The organism is Paenibacillus sp. An7 (assembly GCF_009870785.1).
Classification (GTDB): Bacteria; Bacillota; Bacilli; order Paenibacillales; family Paenibacillaceae; genus Paenibacillus.
Genome location: NZ_WTWX01000009.1, coordinates 98,718 through 117,742, shown reverse-complemented (window position 1 = coordinate 117,742; position 19,025 = coordinate 98,718). Strand labels below are relative to the sequence as shown.

General features: G+C 44.3%; 18 protein-coding genes. 4 read left to right on the top strand and 14 right to left on the bottom strand.

The features are described from left to right. Window positions 1-41: 41 nt before the first annotated feature. The 8 genes from GQY27_RS12675 to GQY27_RS12640 form a co-directional block, all read right to left on the bottom strand. Window positions 42-1,568, bottom strand: a complete 1,527-nt coding sequence (locus GQY27_RS12675) for a helix-turn-helix domain-containing protein (RefSeq protein WP_160034887.1) — start codon at window positions 1,566-1,568, stop codon at window positions 42-44. Between the two features lie 117 nt (window positions 1,569-1,685). After that, the gene (locus GQY27_RS12670) at window positions 1,686-2,297 is read right to left on the bottom strand and encodes a DedA family protein (protein WP_160034885.1); all 612 of its coding nucleotides are present in this window, start codon (window positions 2,295-2,297) and stop codon (window positions 1,686-1,688) included. A gap of 135 nt (window positions 2,298-2,432) precedes the next feature. After that, window positions 2,433-3,845 (bottom strand): glycosyltransferase family 2 protein, encoded by a 1,413-nt coding sequence (locus GQY27_RS12665; protein ID WP_160034883.1) that lies wholly within the window; start codon window positions 3,843-3,845, stop codon window positions 2,433-2,435. A 16-nt stretch (window positions 3,846-3,861) separates the two neighbouring features. Beyond that, window positions 3,862-4,902 (bottom strand): GT-D fold domain-containing protein, encoded by a 1,041-nt coding sequence (locus GQY27_RS12660; RefSeq protein WP_160034881.1) that lies wholly within the window; start codon window positions 4,900-4,902, stop codon window positions 3,862-3,864. A gap of 13 nt (window positions 4,903-4,915) precedes the next feature. Beyond that, the gene (locus tag GQY27_RS12655; protein WP_160034879.1) at window positions 4,916-5,647 is read right to left on the bottom strand and encodes a sugar phosphate nucleotidyltransferase; all 732 of its coding nucleotides are present in this window, start codon (window positions 5,645-5,647) and stop codon (window positions 4,916-4,918) included. Window positions 5,648-5,649: 2 nt separating this feature from the next. Beyond that, window positions 5,650-6,423, bottom strand: a complete 774-nt coding sequence (locus GQY27_RS12650) for a glycosyltransferase family 2 protein (protein ID WP_160034877.1) — start codon at window positions 6,421-6,423, stop codon at window positions 5,650-5,652. After that, window positions 6,420-7,499: a glycosyltransferase family 2 protein gene (locus GQY27_RS12645; RefSeq protein WP_160034875.1), complete on the bottom strand. Its 1,080-nt coding sequence runs from the start codon at window positions 7,497-7,499 to the stop codon at window positions 6,420-6,422. The genes GQY27_RS12650 and GQY27_RS12645 overlap by 4 nt, the downstream gene beginning before the upstream one ends. Before the next feature lie 38 nt (window positions 7,500-7,537). After that, window positions 7,538-8,527, bottom strand: a complete 990-nt coding sequence (locus GQY27_RS12640; RefSeq protein ID WP_236570581.1) for a glycosyltransferase family 2 protein — start codon at window positions 8,525-8,527, stop codon at window positions 7,538-7,540. 348 nt (window positions 8,528-8,875) lie between these two features. On the opposite strand from GQY27_RS12640, the gene GQY27_RS12635 reads away from it, so the two are divergent. Both GQY27_RS12635 and asd read left to right on the top strand, forming a co-directional pair. Continuing rightward, entirely contained in the window at window positions 8,876-9,958 is a 1,083-nt protein-coding gene (locus GQY27_RS12635; RefSeq protein WP_160034873.1) for a YheC/YheD family endospore coat-associated protein, read from the top strand. A gap of 146 nt (window positions 9,959-10,104) precedes the next feature. Next, on the top strand, window positions 10,105-10,914 hold the full coding sequence (asd, locus tag GQY27_RS12630) for an archaetidylserine decarboxylase (RefSeq protein ID WP_160034871.1): 810 nt from the start codon (window positions 10,105-10,107) through the stop codon (window positions 10,912-10,914). Between the two features lie 296 nt (window positions 10,915-11,210). Here asd and GQY27_RS12625 read toward each other — a convergent pair whose 3' ends face one another. Further along, window positions 11,211-11,996, bottom strand: coding sequence for a helix-turn-helix domain-containing protein (locus tag GQY27_RS12625; RefSeq protein ID WP_160034869.1), 786 nt, complete (start codon window positions 11,994-11,996; stop codon window positions 11,211-11,213). 354 nt (window positions 11,997-12,350) lie between these two features. Here GQY27_RS12625 and GQY27_RS12620 point away from each other — a divergent pair, with 354 nt between their 5' ends. After that, window positions 12,351-13,649: an aminotransferase class I/II-fold pyridoxal phosphate-dependent enzyme gene (locus GQY27_RS12620; RefSeq protein ID WP_160034867.1), complete on the top strand. Its 1,299-nt coding sequence runs from the start codon at window positions 12,351-12,353 to the stop codon at window positions 13,647-13,649. A gap of 205 nt (window positions 13,650-13,854) precedes the next feature. After that, window positions 13,855-13,995 carry a sporulation protein YjcZ gene (locus GQY27_RS12615; RefSeq protein ID WP_160034865.1) on the top strand — a complete coding sequence of 47 codons (141 nt, stop codon included), beginning with the start codon at window positions 13,855-13,857 and terminating at the stop codon, window positions 13,993-13,995. Between the two features lie 129 nt (window positions 13,996-14,124). Here the strand turns inward: GQY27_RS12615 and GQY27_RS12610 are convergent, their stop codons facing one another. The 5 genes from GQY27_RS12610 to GQY27_RS12590 form a co-directional block, all read right to left on the bottom strand. After that, on the bottom strand, window positions 14,125-15,342 hold the full coding sequence (locus tag GQY27_RS12610; protein ID WP_160034863.1) for an ABC transporter permease: 1,218 nt from the start codon (window positions 15,340-15,342) through the stop codon (window positions 14,125-14,127). A 2-nt stretch (window positions 15,343-15,344) separates the two neighbouring features. Then, window positions 15,345-16,091 (bottom strand): ABC transporter ATP-binding protein, encoded by a 747-nt coding sequence (locus tag GQY27_RS12605; protein ID WP_160034861.1) that lies wholly within the window; start codon window positions 16,089-16,091, stop codon window positions 15,345-15,347. 29 nt (window positions 16,092-16,120) lie between these two features. Then, the gene (locus GQY27_RS12600) at window positions 16,121-17,467 is read right to left on the bottom strand and encodes a DEAD/DEAH box helicase (protein WP_160034859.1); all 1,347 of its coding nucleotides are present in this window, start codon (window positions 17,465-17,467) and stop codon (window positions 16,121-16,123) included. Window positions 17,468-17,612: 145 nt separating this feature from the next. Continuing rightward, a complete protein-coding gene (locus GQY27_RS12595) occupies window positions 17,613-18,389 on the bottom strand; it encodes an SDR family NAD(P)-dependent oxidoreductase (protein ID WP_442950904.1) in 777 nt (258 codons plus the stop codon). A gap of 104 nt (window positions 18,390-18,493) precedes the next feature. Beyond that, complete coding sequence (locus GQY27_RS12590) at window positions 18,494-18,952, bottom strand: chemotaxis protein CheX (protein WP_160034855.1); 459 nt, start codon at window positions 18,950-18,952, stop codon at window positions 18,494-18,496. Window positions 18,953-19,025 lie beyond the last annotated feature (73 nt).

The window sequence follows — 19,025 nt, the reverse complement described above, 5'->3', positions numbered from 1 at the left end:
TTGTTATCGCCATCCTCCATTTGTCACTTATCAAGTCGTCATCATCGTTGTTTTCGATATGCAGAAGGTGCCATCCCAGTCATTCGTTTGAACTGACTTACGAAATAGTCGACATTGGGATACCCTGAATTCAATGAAACCTCAGCAATATTGAAACGACTCTGGCGCAACAATCGCTTTGCTTCCTCCATTCGCTTGTCATTTAGATACTCTCGAAAAGATTTGCCGGTCTGCTGTTTGAATGCTTGCCCTAAATAGTTAGCATTCATATGGAACTTTTGTGCAAGTTCCTGTAGTTGTAATTTTTCTCGAAACTCCTGATTAACGTACTGCACTACCTGAAAAATCGTGCTGTCCTCTTTTACTTTCCGCAGCTCCATCAGCATCTTCATCGCATTCTGAGTTAACCTTAGCGCATATTCTTGAACCGCAGAATAGGAGCTGATTCCGGTAGTAAGTCCCACCGTATTTTGCATGTCCTGCATAAACTGATCCACATCTCCATCCAGCTCCTTCAACTGCTTACGAATACCCATTTCGAGTGCAAGTAATTGAACCCTGGCATAATCAATATCCGATACCGGCATCAGAGAATCAGAGTTAGCAAGCAGATCGCGTACTGCTCCGTCCACTTTTTCCTGTTCTCCGGACAAAATCGTCTCCATCAGAATTGTTAACGCTTCTTGATTTACACTCGTCATACCCTCATTCTGTGGTAGATCCTCATAATGAATAATGCCATCTTCTCCTTGGTAGCGCTTCCATTTAAGAGCGAATAATGCTTTCTCGTATGCCTGCTTCGTAGCCTCTGCTCCGCCTCGATGTTGTCCGAGAGCCATTGTCATTTGCGTACGATTGGAGTACAGCTTATAGAGTTCTTTTCCGAGAGTCTTCATCCGCTCCTGGGATGGTTCTGCCATCGCAGAGAATACACCTACTCTTCCTTCTGCATCCGTAAAGAGCTCAGCACAATTAGCACCCGTTAGTCTGCGAACCTGCGACTTTATGTCTTCCTCATAAGGATCCGTTTCAATTAAAAGACAGGCGATATTCTCATGACCTTTCATATGCAGCAATGTTTCTACTTCCTTTTTTAGAATGCTGCAGTCTTCTCCCGCGAGCAGTCGGTTGAACAAACTATTCACATATAAAGCCTGCTCGCGCTGATGTACATCCTCGAAAGCCTGCTCTTCCTGAATTTTAAGGCCGATCTGTTCTAAAACCTTTTCGATCTCCACTTCATCAATAGGTTTAAGCAAGTAATCCTCGACACGCTGTTCAAGTGCTATTTTCGCATATTCAAAACTATCATAACCGCTTAATATGACGAATCTCGGCGGCTTAGCCAGTTCCTGCATAGAACGGTCAATCAGTTCAAGACCACTTAGGGAAGGCATATGAATATCCGTCAGCACCAGATCCGGCTGAAGATCTTCAATTAAGGTCCATGCAGCATCTCCATTTTCGACCTCTCCGCAGATTTGAAAACCATATTTGTCCCAGTTCACCATGGTTCGCAAGCCCTCCAGCACCCATGGCTCATCATCTACCAATAAAACATTCATCATACCTTGCTTCCTCCTTCCTGTGAATGAAGCTCGTACGGTGTTAAATGTAAATACCTGTTAAAATAACATTATTTATTGTAATATATCACATTTTCGCTTTATTTGCCCAGACTATGATTATCCCTTACGTGAGCGGCGGATGATCCAGCGGATGAGCTGATAAAGTACAAATAGGACGCCAAGCAAAATAAGCGTCCGGGTCAGCGAACGTTCAACGATCTGAAATACTTGCTTCCACTGTTCACCAAACACGTAACCAATAGAGAAAAAAACAGTGACCCAAATGGCTGTGCCTGCATAGGCGTACGTTGCTACTGTACGGTAGGGGAGGCGAATAATGCCGATGAAATAACCGATAAATTGTCTCACACCGGGAACAAAAAAGACGTATAATAGCAGCTTATCCCCATATTTATCATATCGTTTCCTTGTCTTCTCTAAGAACTCCGGATGAATAGACAGCCACTTTCCAAACCGATCTACGAGCGGAGTTCCAAACCGATAACCAATACCATATGTAATCGTTACACCTAGAATTGCACCTGCCAGAGCAAATAAATAAGCAGGAAGCCAGTGCAACAAACCTAGGTATACTAAATATCCCGTATATGTTAACGTGCTATTTCCCGGAGGTATGGGCAAAGCAATAAAATCTAGAGGCAATCCAATAAGTAATACATAGTACCCGTATTGATCGAACAATCTTTCTACTACATCAATCAGATTCATGAAGTCTCCTTATGTACAGAAATAAATGTATTTTCTCTTCTAGAAATAGTAATCCAAATGTATAACTTTAATCAAGTTTACCCTTCTGCCTTTCATAAGAATCATAGAGAAAAGCAGAAGGTTCTTGCGCCTGATTTATAACGGATGTTTCAGCACAGAAGGTGCAATCAGGGGCAGGCCCAGCGGTAAGGTTTGAATGACTTGACTACTAAGAGTATGAACGGTATCCGTATCGTTCAACCAGTACTCCGCAGCATACCTGGTAACGAATGGTCTTCGCTTCCCTTGACTTAGTTGAAACCATTCCAAATTTCCGTTTAGGGAATCCACCATAATGATACTTCCCTCAGGTAAGCCTAAAATATAGTTTTTCTCCCTGATCATTTCCGTAATTTCTTGTTCACTGCTTGCCGTAATATCCCTCCCTGAAGGGATTTGGCGAAGTTCGGGTCTTGATAGAGTGACTGCTTTCTTCTGGAGCTGATGATAGTCTGCTTCTTCTCCTACAAAGCTAACACGATGTTTCTGCCCATCAGCTAACCAGTATAGAATTCCTGCTGTACTCTGAATCCATCGATAGTTTGGATATAGGTGGTAAGCATATATTTTAAGTTCAGTACTATTTTCTATTCTTCGTATTTCTTTTGTTCTCAGAACAAGTTCATGAGGATTTCCCCACTTGGCTGCATAGAACTTCGCATTATGATCATTCGTCTGCTCGAACTGATCCGCAAGTTTCTTCATACTCACACTGCCATAATGATGAATAAAACTGTCTCCTGCAACAGCTAATTTGCGGTCAGTTAAGCGAATACGAATGTTCCAATCTTCATCTTCATAGTTTCCGATCCGGTACCCTTCGTCCAAATATCCAACTTCTGAGATAAGCTCACGCCGAAACAATAGACAGAATCCCACAAGCCTGTCTGTTATTCGCCACTGAGAAGGATCGGAGTTACTGTATCTTTCCGCAAATGCCCACATGTCCTGTATCTGCTGATAAGAGACTTCAATCTGCTGGTCTCCTCCAATGTAATTCGTGACGGGACCCACTGCTGCGATCTGCTCATCACTCTGTAGACAATGGAGCATATGAGTTAACCACCCTTTTGTTACTACTGTATCATTATTCAGCATGACGATATATTTGCCTCGTGCCATCATCAGCCCATGATTAATGCCACCGGAAAACCCACGATTTTCTTCAAGAATTGTATAGCGCACCCCTAAGTTTTGACTCCGTAAATAAGCTTCAGTACCATCACTTGACGCATTGTCCACGACAATGATCTCGTATGGCACGCCGGTGTGTGCCTTTATGCTGTTAATGCATTCTTTAAGATAAGCAAGCTGGTTAAATGTTGGAATAACAATACTGGTTCCATCCATGTAGTTCCCGTAAGATGCTGTCCCCGCTTTTAAGCCCTCTTCATAGCCCAGCAGGTATCCATCTTGATAAGCAGGGCTAAATGGCTGCAAGACTGCTCCTCCTTGTTTTCGCTTCCTTCTTCTAGAGATGATCCCTTTCTTGGTGAAGGTTTTTTTCATACGGATTCCCCTTTTATCAGCCAGGTGCTGCTTCATTTTTTAACATTTCATCCGCAACATGGCCTATATCAATAGCAACCTTTCGGTACGTTGAAGCAATCCGCTGACAGATGACAACAGCTGGGACACCCGCAGCTACAAGTGCAATATCATATTCGTATTCACAGCAGGAAGCAAGAACCTTCTCAATGTCAGAAAAATTAGAGACCGGATAGATCGTACCGGTCACATTGATTCCTTTTTCTCGCAGGACCTGCGCTGTACTTACGGCTTTGTTCCCGATCAGCAATATACGCCTTCCGTATAGAAGCGGTATTAAGTACCCTGTATAATACAAGCTGAAATTTATCGTAGAAGTCGTGAGTTTCATCTCTCTGATAGGCAGCTGGTAATGCTTACATATACGAAACATCAACATCTGAAAAGCCGGCTTACGTGATACAGGCACCCCAATATAATCCGCTTCCTTAATCGCATCGATTAAAGACCTCTGTACAGAAGCATCAGGTACAGGCACTCCAGCATAAGGTAGGAATGCCCCTAACTCATCGACTTCCGCTGGAGACATCACTGTATCATAAGCAAGACTTAGCAACTCTCCATCACCAAGCCTTACCAGCGATAAGGGCCTTTTCTCTACGATTGCGGTCCACAAGAGATCTCTAATCTCCGAAACGCCTGCAAGTTGCAACATATGAGATCGATAATAGGCAAGTCCTGCCTGGATTATATCTTCACAAGTGACATCAGGCAGGAGCATCCCATCCGGCATCCATTTCTCAACGAGAGCCTCTCCACCTGAATAAACGGCTTCTCTATATAAGGAATGAAGAATAGACTGAACATTCTTTGATTCAGCTTTCACCGTCTGCTTTCTATTCTTTGATAACTGCTTGTCAGCCGACTGCTTAGAATTCTTACTACGACGTTTTGGTCCTGCAGAAGTCGATCTAGAGCCGCGGAAGTTACTTTTTCCTCTTTCTTTTACCCTAGATTTGAATAAGGTTCTTTTAGAACGAATCCTTTTCTTAGGTTTGGAGACTTGCTTGCGACTCATTTGGACCACTCTCCTATGGCAGCAGGTCTTTCATTTTTTCGGCGGCCTCTTGTAAAGATTCAAAAGTCCCTGCATCACTCCAGAATCCAGGAACAATATCATACTCTAATCCTCCTGCTGTGGCATAAACATTGTTCACGTCCGTAATTTCAAGTTCTCCCCTTGCCGAGGGAGCAAGTCCGTTGATGAGCTGAAATACGGAAGCATCGAACATGTAGAACCCAGTTACACTATAAGTAGACTTAGGTTGATCCGGTTTTTCTTCAATATGAGAAATAAGTTTTTTGTTAGCTGTGTCAAATACAGGGACGCCGTACCTTCTCGGATCATCCACTTCTTTCAGCAGTACCCGGGCCGTTCCTTGTGGCTGTTTCGCATAAGACGCAACATAGGGACTTAGATCATCTGCGAACAGGTTATCCCCCAGCAGTACGACGAATTTCTCCTGTGGCAAAATAAATCCTTTGGCTAGATCAAGCGCTTCAGCGATTCCACCCGCCTGTTCTTGGATTCGGTAGGTAATACTCACGCCAAAAGCTGCCCCGCTGCCTAGAAAGTCGGTGTATAGACCTGAAGACTGCTTGCTAATGACCATAAGAATATCCTTTATTCCGGCTTTACGCAGAGATTCAATTCCGTACACAATCATAGGATACTTCCCGACTGGCAGCAGATGTTTATTTAAATACAGAGTAAGCGGACGAAGACGTGTTCCCGTTCCTCCTGCAAGAATTACTCCTTTCAAGTCTATCCCTCCTTCTCATCATGTAACTTATTAATAAATTGCAGTGGATCGACCTTCCACTTCTCCATATATAACTTCCGATTGCGGTTAAGAATTTGCTGTAATTTATCCCTTTTTTCTTTATTAAAACTCGCACTTCCCTCATGATGGACCAGAATATTACCCAAAACGAGGAGACGGTATCCCGCAAGCCGAGCACGATAACAATAATCATCATCTTCATAATGACCCGGGCTGAATCGTTCATCAAGATAGCCAATTGCCTCAAAAACCTCACGTTTGAACAAAAAACAGAGACCAACAATTCGGTTTACTTCTAACCACTTCTGAGGGTCCGGCCTATTATGTTCAGCCGCTATTTGTTGAAATTGCTCCACTGAATTGTATTCCACCGGAATCTGCTGAATTCCACTCGCATAATTGGTGACTGGGCCTACAATTCCAATAGATGGGTCACTATAAAGCCCTTGCAAGAGCAAGGTAAGCCAGTCTTTTGCCACCGTTACATCGTTGTTAAGCAGCAGCAGTGATTCCCCTCTTGCCAATCTTAAGCCTGTATTACAGGCGGCAGGAAACCCTCCATTCTTCGGTAGAGAAATGAAACGAACCTTCTCCGAAGCACAATAGCCGAATGTATCATCCGTAGAACCATCATCCACGACAATGATTTCATAAGGTTCATTCGTGTACTGACGGATGGAATCGATACACTGCTTCAGCCAACCTCTCCCATTAAATGAGGGGATCACTATACTCGTTAGAGGGTAATGATTCATTTGGCATTCCTCCAGCGCGCTACCTCTACTCTGCTTAAGAGTGAGGCTTCGGTCTTTGCCTCCGCTTCCGCATGTAAAGTGCTTAACAGCGATGACAGTGCCTCTGCATGATCTCCAATAATCATTTGTTCCACCGAATTCCCTTTCCCCACATTTCCTAATCTGCGGCGATTCTTTGTAATAACGTCAACGGACGCAGCCACCTCTACAGTGCACCCTTTTTGGATGGCTGTCGTTTGAGCAAGCGGCGGAACAACCAAGCTAGAGTATCCTATCGTTTGTATACATTTTTTTGACAGGGCGTGCGGAACAGAGATCAGGGAACTTGCACCCAGATCTCGTCTGTTCAGTACCGAATTTAGATAACTCTTCAGACGTGTTACTGTATCTTGATTTGCAAAAGACGGTAAATAGGAGCAAAGATCATTTAGAGCCATATCTACCCCTGTGTCTACAGCATATAAAAAAGGAGCCAATTGTTCTGCACTAATGACGATATCGCCATCTGTGAACAATACCGTATCTGCGGTCGTCATTTGGGCACCGATCGCCCGCCCGACATCATGACCGACCCGCTCCGGCTCATAGATAATCGTCACGAGGGGGTATTCTCTCGCCACAGCATAACTATTGTCACTGCATCCATTGAGTACGACGATGATCTCTTGCAAAGGCAGCCTGCTTAGTTCATGCAAAACAGCTCCCAGTGTTTCTTCTTCGTCTGAGGCGGATACAACGGCTGCAGCTGAATGCGTAAGGGGCAGTAATATAGGCAGGTTTGTACTTTTCTTTTTGAGATAAAAAGCGTGCTGATAGGCTTCGGCAATTTGCCTAACTTGACCATATGGCAGGGGTTTCGTTACGGATTGAAAATACCATGACGTAAATTCGGCATGCACATCTTGTATGGATTTCGAGGATGGATGTCGTTTCTTCGAAGCAGCGAGACCTGCCTTTACTCCCAGGATCCGAAGGGTCTTAGGGACAGATGAGGTGCGAGAAACATGGATTCGCTTCGTGCTTTTATTTTTTCGCTTTCGCGGCTTTATCGTTTTCTTTGCAGTGGAGTTTCTCATTCTCATCACCTCACCTCGCTTTGCTTACTTCACTTTACTCACTTTACTTCACTTCGAACTAACTGCCGATCTCGATATAGGTCGGTGTAACCTGCTCTTGGACCATCGTTCTCGGTCAGCCAATGTACCGCTTCATGATGGTCTCTGAGAATAACCTCTGTCAGTAGATCTGCTCCGCCTTTACGCCGAGAAGGGTTCAGCTGACCGACTGGAATAGGATGAACTGCCTGAACATTCAGACCCTTTGCTATAACCATTGCCTGTGCAAGCGGAGGAGAGATGAGGGCATTTGACCCTATCGTTTCATATGCCTTACGGCTGATCGCATGAGGAACTGCCGTCAGTGAAGCCCCCCCAAGGTCGGACCTTCCCAGCAGAATATTTAACGCATACTTGGCTTCGATGACCGGATGAACCGGTGTACGCTGTACCGGACCTTTATAGTCGTTAAGTGCAATATCAACACCGGACAGAACGGCCTGAACAAACGGCCGAAGCTGATGAGCCGGTATGACCATATCTCCATCTACAAACAAAAGCACACGTCCCTTTGCTGCTTCTGCCCCCACACGTCTGCCGACATCATGACCAAGCGGATCATGATAATGTAACACTTGGGCTCCTGCTGTCTCCGCTCGTAGTGCTGTCTCATCTGTAGAGCCATTAGCCACTACGATGACTTCGCTGGATGGATGTATTCGGCGTCCTTCGAGGACTGCTTCTGCAATCGTAGATTCTTCATTCATCGCTGGAATAATAACCGAAACTACTGGTTCATCAGAGGGAATACTCCGGGTCAGTGCCATGAATTGTTCCTGCTCTAGTGGGGATACCTTCGCCCAGATCGATTTAGCTCTCTTACTTCTGCGTTTCTTGTTTTTACTGCCAGGTCTTTTTATTTGATGGGTTCGATGAGGTGTCATGGAACCTTTCTTTATTTTTTTTCTAATCCTTCCCGGACGTTTAGCAACTGACTTTTTTCCTACTCCGTTTTTCGTCTTCTGCTGTCCTTCGCTCAAATCTTCCATGCGCTGTATACCTCCCTTGCAGGCCACTAGCATATAGATGGAGTTATCACGTACATCTTATGACCATTTTCATTTTTGGAAACGGCAGTTGCCCTTCCTATTCGGAATAACCTTCTCGGGTGAACAAATCAACATAGAGCTGTAATCTTTGCATCCTATGCGATCCACTGGGCGGCTGACACTGTTATTCCGATCTCCTTCTGGCCGCCTTTTCGCGGGTTAACTCTTAGATTTCCGAATCAGGCTTGTATCATTTCTGCCGGTTCAGCTGTTGCCCTGCCCGGGCTGTTCTTTTTTTTCATAGAATAAGAAGAATAACAACTAGGCTGGAAATAAAGAGGAAGGGGTATGGTGATGAACCGTGTAGGAATTTTACTGGATTCAAGCATACTTCGAGGCATCCCTGCAGGTAGAACTAAACAGGAATCTCTTGCTTGTTACGAGCTTGCTGCTGCCAGCTATGGTCTAACTGTCTGTTTTCTAAGATTAGAAGATGTTGACCTGCTTGCGGGTAAATGCAAAGCTTATATTCGTAAAAATCAACGTTACCAGATGCATCATATCGAAATCCCAAAGGTCATCCACAATCGGGGCATGCATTTCTCTAAAATCAGTCATTACTTAATTGCCGGTCTCATTCAGCGCGGCGTTACTATTTTTAATGTGCGGAACCGTTATGGTAAAGATGAGATTTACCGATTGCTCATGAACAACACAGAACTATCCGCTCATCTGCCGGAAACCGAGCTTGCATCCACCGAGACAATTCAGCGAATGCTTGAAAGACACCGTGATGTGATACTTAAGCCGGTAAGCAGCAGTATAGGAAAAGGAATCATGCGTATCAATCACGAACATGGAAATGGGAAGATTTATATTACATCGGCTCGAGATAAAAAACAGAATCATTATCCGATGAGAAAAGGAGAATTGCCTGCTGCCGTGTACACTCGTATTCGGGAAAAGAGTTACCTAGTCCAAGAACGTATTCCTCTAGCTGCCTATGAAGGAAGCCCAATAGATCTACGTGTCTCTGTGCAGCGAGGAAGTACAGGCTGCTGGCACGTCACTGGGATGTATGCGAAGGTTGCTCCGCGGGATCATTTTGTGACCAATGTGGCTCAGGGCGGAATGGCATTGCCTTACGATGTAATTCACCCCTTCGTTCTTCCCTTACACTCCTTACCTGCTGTTGTCCAGCAAATCCATCACCTGGCTGTAACCGCCGCTCGGCACCTTTCTCTTACCTTACCTGGTCTCGCTGATCTAGGATTTGACATCGCTCTTACTTCACAGGGAGAAATCTATTTCATCGAATGTAATGGCAGAGACCAGCGCTACGGTTTTCGTAAAGCAGGAATGGATAAAGAGTGGTTCGAAAGTTATAGAACACCTATCGCGTATGCAAGATTTTTGTTGGATCAGGGCTGAGACATCCTCTGAATCTCTAAATGCAGGTCATTCAAATACGAAAAAAGCCGTATTGATTTCGCCTGCGTTCTGTGTCAATATAATGCAGAGTGGCCGGGCCGTAGAAACCCGGTCTATAAGGTACGTTTTTTATAAGGGGGATATGCATGTCGAAACCATTGCTGCGTCTGATGACAGAGCTTTCTTCACGTAAATGGATCTCCCGGATTACCGGCACTTTTTCGAAAAGCAGCGCAAGCCGGCTGCTGATTCCATGGTTTATTAAAACATATGAGATCCCTGCACATGAGGCAGAACTTTCACCCAGAGAATATCCCTCACTAAATGCTTTTTTTACGAGGAGATTACAGACTGGTGCAAGAATGATTTACGAAGAACCAAATATGCTCCTGAGTCCTGTGGACGGTAAGATTACAGCGATGAGTCCTATTACGGGAGGAACACTCCTAAATGTGAAAGGCCATGATTACACTTTGTCAGACCTTCTCAACCATTCTCCTCATCTTGAAAAATATAAGAATGGCTGGGCTTTTGTCCTGTATCTTAGTCCTAAAGATTATCATCGAATCCACTCTCCCGTATCAGGTAAATTGGTAGAAAGTGAACATATACGCGGTAAAGTATATCCTGTGAATGATTTTGGTCTTCGTCATATGAGATCGGTGCTCAGCCGAAATGAAAGACGGATTACATATATCAAACACGAATTTGGTGAGATCGCGGTGGTCAAAGTCGGGGCCATGAATGTAAGCAGCATTCAGTATACAGACAATACAGCAACCTCCTGGGAACGCGGGGAAGAGCTTGCTTATTTTGAATTTGGTTCTACAGTGGTTCTTCTCTGTGAAGAAGGAACGTTTGAACCAAACCATGATCTTTCTCTAGGACAAAATGTGAAAATGGGACAGCCGCTTGGCTTGTTAAAACCTAAAAAATCTCGTTCCGTTTCCACTTAACCACATACCTAAAAAAAGCAGCCGCTTTCAGGATATCCTGACAAGCTCGCTGCTTTTTATCTATGACCAATCATCATATAGACTGAAATTAATTATCATTAACATTAAAACCATATATCTTCTGCCGGTTTACGGCGCATACGCGTGCGGAATAAATTCCACCCTTTACCCGAGCAGCAACGATTACGAATTCTCCGTATGCCGTTCACAATTCCACCCTCCTCACTGTACAAAGCATCTTCAATCTACTATTCCAAGTAAATACCCTGCACAAAAGAGTTTGAAACAGTCTTATTTCACCGAATTTCGGATGGACTCTTTCCTGTGTACTGTTTAAATTGCCTGCTAAAAAAGAAAATATCGCGATATCCCAGTGCATCGGCAACTTCAGTAACATTCATACCTGCATGAACCAACAGATGCTCGGCACGTTCAATTCTCATCTTTATAATATAAGACTGTACCGAATAACCGACCAGTTCTTTAAATTTAATTGAAAAATAACGCGGAGATAACCCTGCACGCGCAGCCAAATCCTCCACACGATGGTTAATTCCTGGATGCTGTCTCACGTAATTTGCAATCTCCTGGATCGCCTGTGCAAGCTGATTGCTTACTTTCCTTTCCTCAGGTTCCTCTTGATCAACCCGAAGCAGATGTATCATCAGCTGTTTCAGAATCAGTTTGATTTCTTCCTCTCTGCCATACGAATTAGACAAGAACAAACGCACATATCTAGCGAGCATATGTTCAAAGTGAACCGTTTCCCTGAGCTTGCGATAAGGACCAGGAACTTCCTCTACTAAACCTTCCACATCAAAATGAATATATGTCAGGACAAACGGTTTTTGTGGATTATGAGTCGCACTCGTATGGTCACCAGGTCGAAATAGAAAACAGCTTCCTTTTTGGGCAGAAAAAGGTTCATCGTTCAGGATAACGGTACCTTCTCCGCTCCACACATAAAACAAATCATAGTTTTGCATCGGTTTTTCGCGCTTCTGCCATTTCCAGCCTGGCTCACAGACAATCTTGGCGACGGCGGGCAAAATCACAAAAGACGACGGTGACGCCTGTAACATGTCGTCCTTCCTCCTTATCATGTGGTTCCTATGTACTTTTTCTATTATAACTTGAAACGTCTTGAAAAAAAACAGATGCCGGCAGGGGATCTGTGAAGGTTCTCAGCCGAGGAACGAATAAGGACGTAGAAACAACTGAACTCATGCGCAAATTTTGCCCCTTCCCTACAGATCTAACATAAAAGTAACGCGTTCATGCAGTGAGAGCTCGCCTATAGCCTTTTTTCCGTGACGGCACTAGGTGTTGATGCTATAATATGAGGCAGTAAATGGTGACTATCCGGGCTGCGTCTTATATTATCACCTTAGAAGGTCAGAACGGATGCAATTCAAAGACTTGGAAGGATGAATAAAATGAATCCACTAGCTTTACAGCTGAACGAAAGCATTCAAGCGAGCAGTAATCATATATACGACATGCTCTCGAAGCTTGGCAAAGAACTTTATTATCCAAAGGAAGGTATTTTGAGTCAATCAGCAGAAGCTTCTAGCCGTGCCAAGAAATATAATGCTACAATCGGAATCGCCACGGAACACGGTAAACCAATGCACCTTCAAGTCATTCAAGAAAAATTATCTGCCTATAAACCACAGGATTTGTATCCTTATGCACCTCCTGCAGGCAAACCGGCTCTCCGGGAAGCATGGCGTAAGAAAATGCTCGAAGAGACCCCCTCTTTACAAGGAAAATCATTTGGTAATCCCGTCGCTACGAATGCGCTCACGCATGGTCTCAGCATTGTTGCTGACCTATTCGTAGATGAGGGAGATGCTGTTATATATCCAGATAAAAACTGGGAGAACTACGAACTCACTTTTGGGGTTCGCAGACAGGCTAGACTCATTAACTATCCGCTGTTTAATGAGAACAATCAGTTTAACAGCGCAGGACTCAAAGAAGCTCTGCTCGCTCAAAAAGATCAAGGAAAAGCGATTGTTGTCCTTAATTTCCCGAATAACCCGACAGGGTATACTCCAGGGCCTGAGGAAGGCAAAGAAATTGTAGCTGCCGTGAAGGAAGCCGCAGACGCAGGTATTAACGTGGTTGTGGTAACCGATGATGCTTATTTCGGTCTCTTCTTTGAAGACTCACTGCATGAATCCCTGTTTGGAAGTCTGACTAACATTCACCCGCGTATTCTGCCTGTCAAAGTGGACGGCGCTACGAAGGAAGAATTCGTATGGGGCTTCCGTGTCGGCTTCATCACCTATGGTCATGAAAGTGCTGATGTATTATCTGCACTGGAGCAAAAAACGCTGGGTATTATTCGGGCAACGATTTCAAGCGGTCCCCACCCATCCCAGACTTTTGTACTTGATGCACTGAATTCTCCAGAATTCTCGGAACAAAAACAAGAGAAGTTTCTCATCATGAAAGCAAGAGCAAATAAAGTAAAAGCACTGCTCGATAGTGGAAAATACAGCGGTGCTTGGGATTACTATCCGTTTAACTCCGGTTATTTTATGTGTCTCAAGCTTACAAAAGTATCTGCTGAAGAACTGCGAACTCATCTGCTGAATGAGTACGGAATCGGCACGATTGCCATTGGCGAACACGATCTTAGAATTGCATTTTCTTCTCTTGAAGAAGAGCAGCTAGAAGACCTGTTTGATCTCATTTATGAGGCAGTTCAAGATCTAACTCAGGAGTAGAACTCCGTTCTTCCTGTTATAGAAATTTCAGGCGATGCTCTAAACAATCAAAAAAAAGGAAACTCTGCCGCCTAACGGTACGGAGTTTCCTTTTTTTTGATACATGAAGGCGTAAGCCCAAACCCTCAAGGTACACCTGTCATACAATACGTTGTACGCTTCGTTAAGAGGCGCACGACAAACCGATTTGAAAGGGGAATGTACAATGTCTGGATCAGAAGAAAGAAGCGGATATGGATACGGTGGAGGTTTCGGCGGAGGTTACGGTGATGGCAAAAGCATTGGTGCAATCCTCGTACTCTTCATCTTGCTCGTGATTATTGCTAAATCGTTCATGAGCTACTAATTAAAAACCTGTTCTTGTAAACATTACAAGACAAAAGGCCGGGATCATCCCGGCCTTGTTTTTCTTCCCATCGGATCAATGGCAAGGACTTCATTATTACATCTAGTTCGTTCTCCCTGCGCCTTCCATTTATTCCGCATCTTCCTCGTTTGACCACTTCTTACGTTCTGAAGTTCGGAACCAGCGGGCGATGAGTATACCTATTCCAAATGTAATTAAGGTCTCTACCCATCTGCCCCACCCTCCAAGAAGCAGCGGGATGAATAATAAGACTACACCCGCCAACTGTAATACATAGACAAAACCAAGTACCTGTTCTCTTCGGCTTTGGGGTGTCACAGGATAGATATGAATCCAGAACGAATCATGATGATTACGCCGGAGACCAGACAACTGAATTCCTAGCAAGAATAAGAAGAACAAATATACTCCGCTACCCCATAAACTGCCTGCTGTCCAGTATACGAATAATCCGCCAATCACGGTAAGTCTTATGGTGATTCCGAGCAAGTCGCTGCGAAGAAACGTTTTGATGATAAGATACTGAAATGCGGTCTCTTGTCTCCACCGCAGCCGATCAGCGAGCGGCGCGAGCCACTTCCGGGCATGAACCCGCTGACGAGAAGCAGGGACTTCCACAAACCAACCTAACGTCTTCATTGCTCGTGAACTTTGGTTCTGCTCTGTCTCGATCAGATATTCCCAGTGTACAGGCAGCTTCACTGGAAACCGAAGAGAAACCAGATATAATCCGGCAAGCAAGGCAATAAAGATCAGACTTAGCGCAAGCGAATGCCATAGAAATGCATATAAACTTACTACAATAAACCCATATCTTATTACTCGGTATCCTAATCGAGCGGACCGTGATATCATCTGTTGCTCTATCCAGCCTCCGTAGCTTGCGAAGTACTTAAGCAATAGAAGCACAATTAAGAATAGATAAAAGGGCTTCGGTTCTCCATCACTCCGAATATAAAGCGGCCATAGAAGAATGAATAATAGAACAAGACCTACCGACTTATAGACGATCCCTCTTACAAAACTGTTCTGTAAATACAGATTCATCCGATATTCCTGAGGTCTTAGGAAGACGATATCTGCCTGCTGCAGGTATGTTCTAAAGCTGCTGAAAATCACGGGAGGAGCAAGCACAACAAGCATCACCAGGTTGATCGGAAATCCTTCAGGAATATCCTGCACAAGAGCGGTATACCATGCGGAAAAAGCAATCAGGGCAAACCCCATCATCACTGCTACCCCGCTCTGCATGACATACCCTAAATAAGGAGTAATCTGATTCCAGAATGCAGAACGCCTTGTTTTCCATAGCTGCTTCAGATCCATCTTCAATCCCTGCCTTGTACAAGTTGATAGAATAGATCTTCAAGCGGAGCTTGCTTCATCCCGAACTGTTCACGCAGTTCTGTGAGTGTTCCTTGAGCAATAATTTTGCCGCTGTGAAGAATGATGAACCTGTCACAGTAATTTTCAATAGTCGATAGAATATGTGAACTCAGTAAAATAGAAGCACCCGATGCGCGTATTTCCATCATAAAATCCAGTAAAGACCGAATACCAAGCGGGTCAAGACCAAGGAAAGGCTCATCAATAATGTAAAGCGGCGGTCTTGCAACAAAAGCGCTCATAATCATCACTTTTTGCCGCATCCCTTTGGACAAATGAGAAGACAAGGTATCTTTCTTATCTCTCATTCGGAACATGTCCAGCAAATGATCCGCCCGTTCCCTAAACTCTGCTTTGGTCACATTATAAGCACGGGCTGTAAATTCCAGATGCTCCATAACGGTCATCTCCATAAACAGTTCTGGTGATTCAGGAACAAAGGCCATCCCGCTCTGATAAGATTCTGGATCTTCTTCCCTTCGTTTCCCTTGAATCAGAACCTCCCCTTGCTGCGGAACCATCAGGCCGAGTATATGCTTCATGGTCGTACTTTTTCCCGCCCCGTTCAGTCCAATCAGGCCTACCATCTCACCAGGAGCCACCTGAAAATCAATATGATGCAGCACGGGTTTTTTGGCACTATACCCTCCGCTAAGATCATTAATTTGCAGAATCGGTGATTGTTCCATGATATCCCCCGCTTTCTTCTATACTAGGCTTATTGCTCTTTTTTCTTGTCTTTAAGCCATTTTGGAGCCCCTTTGTTCTTCCGATCGCGTTCTCTCTCGTTCTTGCGTCCAGGAACAGCGGAGGATTGCTCACGGTCTTTCGCACTGCTTGTGCGAACCGCTGGTTTTCCATGTGAAGAGGAAGCAGAAGAAGCAGCTCCTTTTTTAGTGAATGTTCGCTGAGGTCTATTGGAGGAAACCGCCGATCCGTCTTTCATTTCTCCACCTTGCATAGCCCGTTCATTCAGCTCAATACCAAGTTCTCTAGCGAATTTACGCATGATAAAGGTCTCTTTCTCCCCAACGATGGATACAACGGTTCCCGTCTTGCCCATCCGTCCTGTTCTGCCTGCACGGTGAACATAATGATCGGAGTCAAAAGCAGGATCAAAGTTAATAACGAGCGGTAAATCTTGAATATCAAGACCTCGTGCAGCTACATCACTGGCAATGAGAAGCTTGATCTGTCCATCACGGAAAGCACTCAAAACCCGAGTCCGAGTCATTTTATCCGCATCACCGTAAAGAGCAGCAGCAGAGATACCCATGTAGTTCATCTTCGCTTCTACTTCCGAAATCGTCTCTGCATTATTAGCGAACACAATCGCTTTGGTCGGATCAAAATGACGCACCACACGGCGAAGCATATCAATTTTCTCGCGCTCACCTGCTACAAAATACAAATGTGTGAGTCCTGTTGCCGTCATTTGCTCCGGATCAATACCAATCGTGACAAAATCTTTCATTTCACGTTCAGCCAGTCTCCGTGTTCCTTCATCCACCGTAGCGGATAAGAAGACGAGCTGGCGATCTCTGAGTGCACTGCGCAGAATATGATTCACATCACCTGCACCCCCCAGCTGAAATACTTGATCGGCTTCATCGATAACAATCGTTTTGACCTGATGCATTTTGAGTTTACGTACTTCAATTAATTCGCGTACTCGGCCCGGTGTCCCTACGACAATCTCAGGATGCTCTTTCAGCTTCTCGATCTGACGTTTGATGGCAGCACCACCAATAAGACCAAGTGTCTTAATTCCTTTATATGCGCCGTACATTTCTGCTTCTCGTACAATTTGCATAGCAAGCTCTTGTGTCGGAGCAAGAATCACTTTTTGTGTGCCTTTCACATTTGTATCTACTGTTTCAAAAAGCGGCAGCAAATAAGCTAATGTTTTTCCTGTTCCGGTCTGGGAACGAGCAAGTACATCTTTTCCTTCACGAATCACAGGAATCGTCTGTTCCTGTACGGGAGAAGGCGCTGTAATCCCTTTATCCGAAAGCAATTGTATTAAATCCGGGTGTAGCCCGAGTGAATCAAAACTTGTTGTCATTTTTATTAGTCCATCCTTTGTTTGAAAATCGATTATATTTCATTATATGCGAAAACAGGCGCTGTACCAAATGCGATCTTTTTTTTCGCCATAAAAAAACGAAAAATAAAGCCCCTAAGCTTATAATTAGCCAGGAGCTTTCCCTTTATTTTCGGTTCATGAGTCCATAGGTCAACCGATCTGCAAATCTTGGAAACAACTGATAAATCCGCATGCCAAAAGCCGCTGATCGGGGGAGATTTACCTCTTCCTTACGGCGGATGATCGCCTGTACAATCTTATCAGCAACGTATTCGGGTTTCATGATGAAGCCGCCTAGATTTTTCATGTAACCGCCGTCCGGATCTGCCTGTTCAAAAAAAGGGGTATCAATGGGGCCGGGGTTAATCGTTGTTACGTGAATGCCCGACTTTCTATATTCCTGTCTCAGTGCATTGCTAAAGCCGAGAATCGCATGTTTTGTCGCTGTGTAGGAAACCGATTTTGCAGTTCCAATCTTTCCTGCCATAGAGGCAACATTTACGATTTGACCCTGCCCTGCTTCCAGCATATAAGGCAATACGACTTTCGTTACCCGTACCGTCCCCATATAATTTACGTCCATCATATCTTCAAATGAAGAAATAGGCATCGTATCGAACGATTCAAATTTTCCATAACCCGCATTATTAAGTACAATATCAATTTTTCCATACTTTTCTATAATTTTCTCAACGCTGGACTGCACTTCCTCTATGTTTGTCACGTCCATCTTCAGCCAGTCGTGATTACCGTCTATGGACTGACTGATATCAGTCAGCTTATTCTGTGATCTTGCGGTCAAGATCGGAATCGCACCCTCTGCACTCAGCTTCTGTGCACATAAAGCGCCAATACCGCTTGATGCTCCTGTAATCAGTACAACTTTACCTTGTAACCTCATCGCCATTTATCCTCCAGCCTGCAGTTCGCTTATTCTTACTATGATAATGCACGTGTATGTAAAAGACAAAACTAGAATAGCGAGCTGCTGCTTAGGAGAACGGTTTAAGAGATCATAACTTGAATATCAAGCTCTCCAATGCCGTCCATTGAGATCGGAATACAAAGTGCCTGACTGACGAGGTCCATGCCGGGATGAGAGGATTTCATCACCTGTGGCGGAGTAATATCAACAGAGTATCCCTGGTTATATAGGATTGTACTTGCATTTCCGCTAATCATATTACCGAGTTCCGAAATTGCACTTTCCCCCATCTCATCCATCTCAGCAATGATAAACCCGCCCATCATAGCGGATACGATGCGTAGTGCCACCTGTTCCTCAATTCCGAAAACAACGTTGCCGTTCAGTTGCCCTGTCATTCCAATCATGATCCATATATGGTCCTCTAAGTACTCCACATTTTTGATACCCAGTTGACCGGTGGAAGGTGATTTATGAATCAATTGTTCAAATACGAGCCGTGCGGACTCCAAAAACGGATTAATCACTTCGGCTTTCAACAATTTTGCCCCCTTACTGAGTTAATGGTCACGACCCAAAAGTCCCATTATAATTAACATTATTATACTTTAA

What these genes read in the sequence shown, in the direction of transcription:
- GQY27_RS12620 (WP_160034867.1), top strand. Translation starts at nt 12,351, where the DNA reads ATGAATCCACTAGCTTTACAGCTGAACGAAAGCATTCAAGCGAGCAGT.
- GQY27_RS12605 (WP_160034861.1), bottom strand. Translation starts at nt 16,091, where the DNA reads ATGGAACAATCACCGATTCTGCAAATTAATGATCTTAGCGGAGGGTAT.
- GQY27_RS12640 (WP_236570581.1), bottom strand. Translation starts at nt 8,527, where the DNA reads ATGGAAGATTTGAGCGAAGGACAGCAGAAGACGAAAAACGGAGTAGGA.
- GQY27_RS12615 (WP_160034865.1), top strand. Translation starts at nt 13,855, where the DNA reads ATGTCTGGATCAGAAGAAAGAAGCGGATATGGATACGGTGGAGGTTTC.
- GQY27_RS12625 (WP_160034869.1), bottom strand. Translation starts at nt 11,996, where the DNA reads ATGTTACAGGCGTCACCGTCGTCTTTTGTGATTTTGCCCGCCGTCGCC.
- GQY27_RS12675 (WP_160034887.1), bottom strand. Translation starts at nt 1,568, where the DNA reads ATGATGAATGTTTTATTGGTAGATGATGAGCCATGGGTGCTGGAGGGC.
- GQY27_RS12650 (WP_160034877.1), bottom strand. Translation starts at nt 6,423, where the DNA reads ATGAATCATTACCCTCTAACGAGTATAGTGATCCCCTCATTTAATGGG.
- GQY27_RS12635 (WP_160034873.1), top strand. Translation starts at nt 8,876, where the DNA reads ATGGTGATGAACCGTGTAGGAATTTTACTGGATTCAAGCATACTTCGA.
- asd (WP_160034871.1), top strand. Translation starts at nt 10,105, where the DNA reads ATGTCGAAACCATTGCTGCGTCTGATGACAGAGCTTTCTTCACGTAAA.
- GQY27_RS12660 (WP_160034881.1), bottom strand. Translation starts at nt 4,902, where the DNA reads ATGAGTCGCAAGCAAGTCTCCAAACCTAAGAAAAGGATTCGTTCTAAA.
- GQY27_RS12595 (WP_442950904.1), bottom strand. Translation starts at nt 18,389, where the DNA reads ATGAGGTTACAAGGTAAAGTTGTACTGATTACAGGAGCATCAAGCGGT.
- GQY27_RS12610 (WP_160034863.1), bottom strand. Translation starts at nt 15,342, where the DNA reads ATGGATCTGAAGCAGCTATGGAAAACAAGGCGTTCTGCATTCTGGAAT.
- GQY27_RS12600 (WP_160034859.1), bottom strand. Translation starts at nt 17,467, where the DNA reads ATGACAACAAGTTTTGATTCACTCGGGCTACACCCGGATTTAATACAA.
- GQY27_RS12665 (WP_160034883.1), bottom strand. Translation starts at nt 3,845, where the DNA reads ATGAAAAAAACCTTCACCAAGAAAGGGATCATCTCTAGAAGAAGGAAG.
- GQY27_RS12670 (WP_160034885.1), bottom strand. Translation starts at nt 2,297, where the DNA reads ATGAATCTGATTGATGTAGTAGAAAGATTGTTCGATCAATACGGGTAC.
- GQY27_RS12645 (WP_160034875.1), bottom strand. Translation starts at nt 7,499, where the DNA reads ATGAGAAACTCCACTGCAAAGAAAACGATAAAGCCGCGAAAGCGAAAA.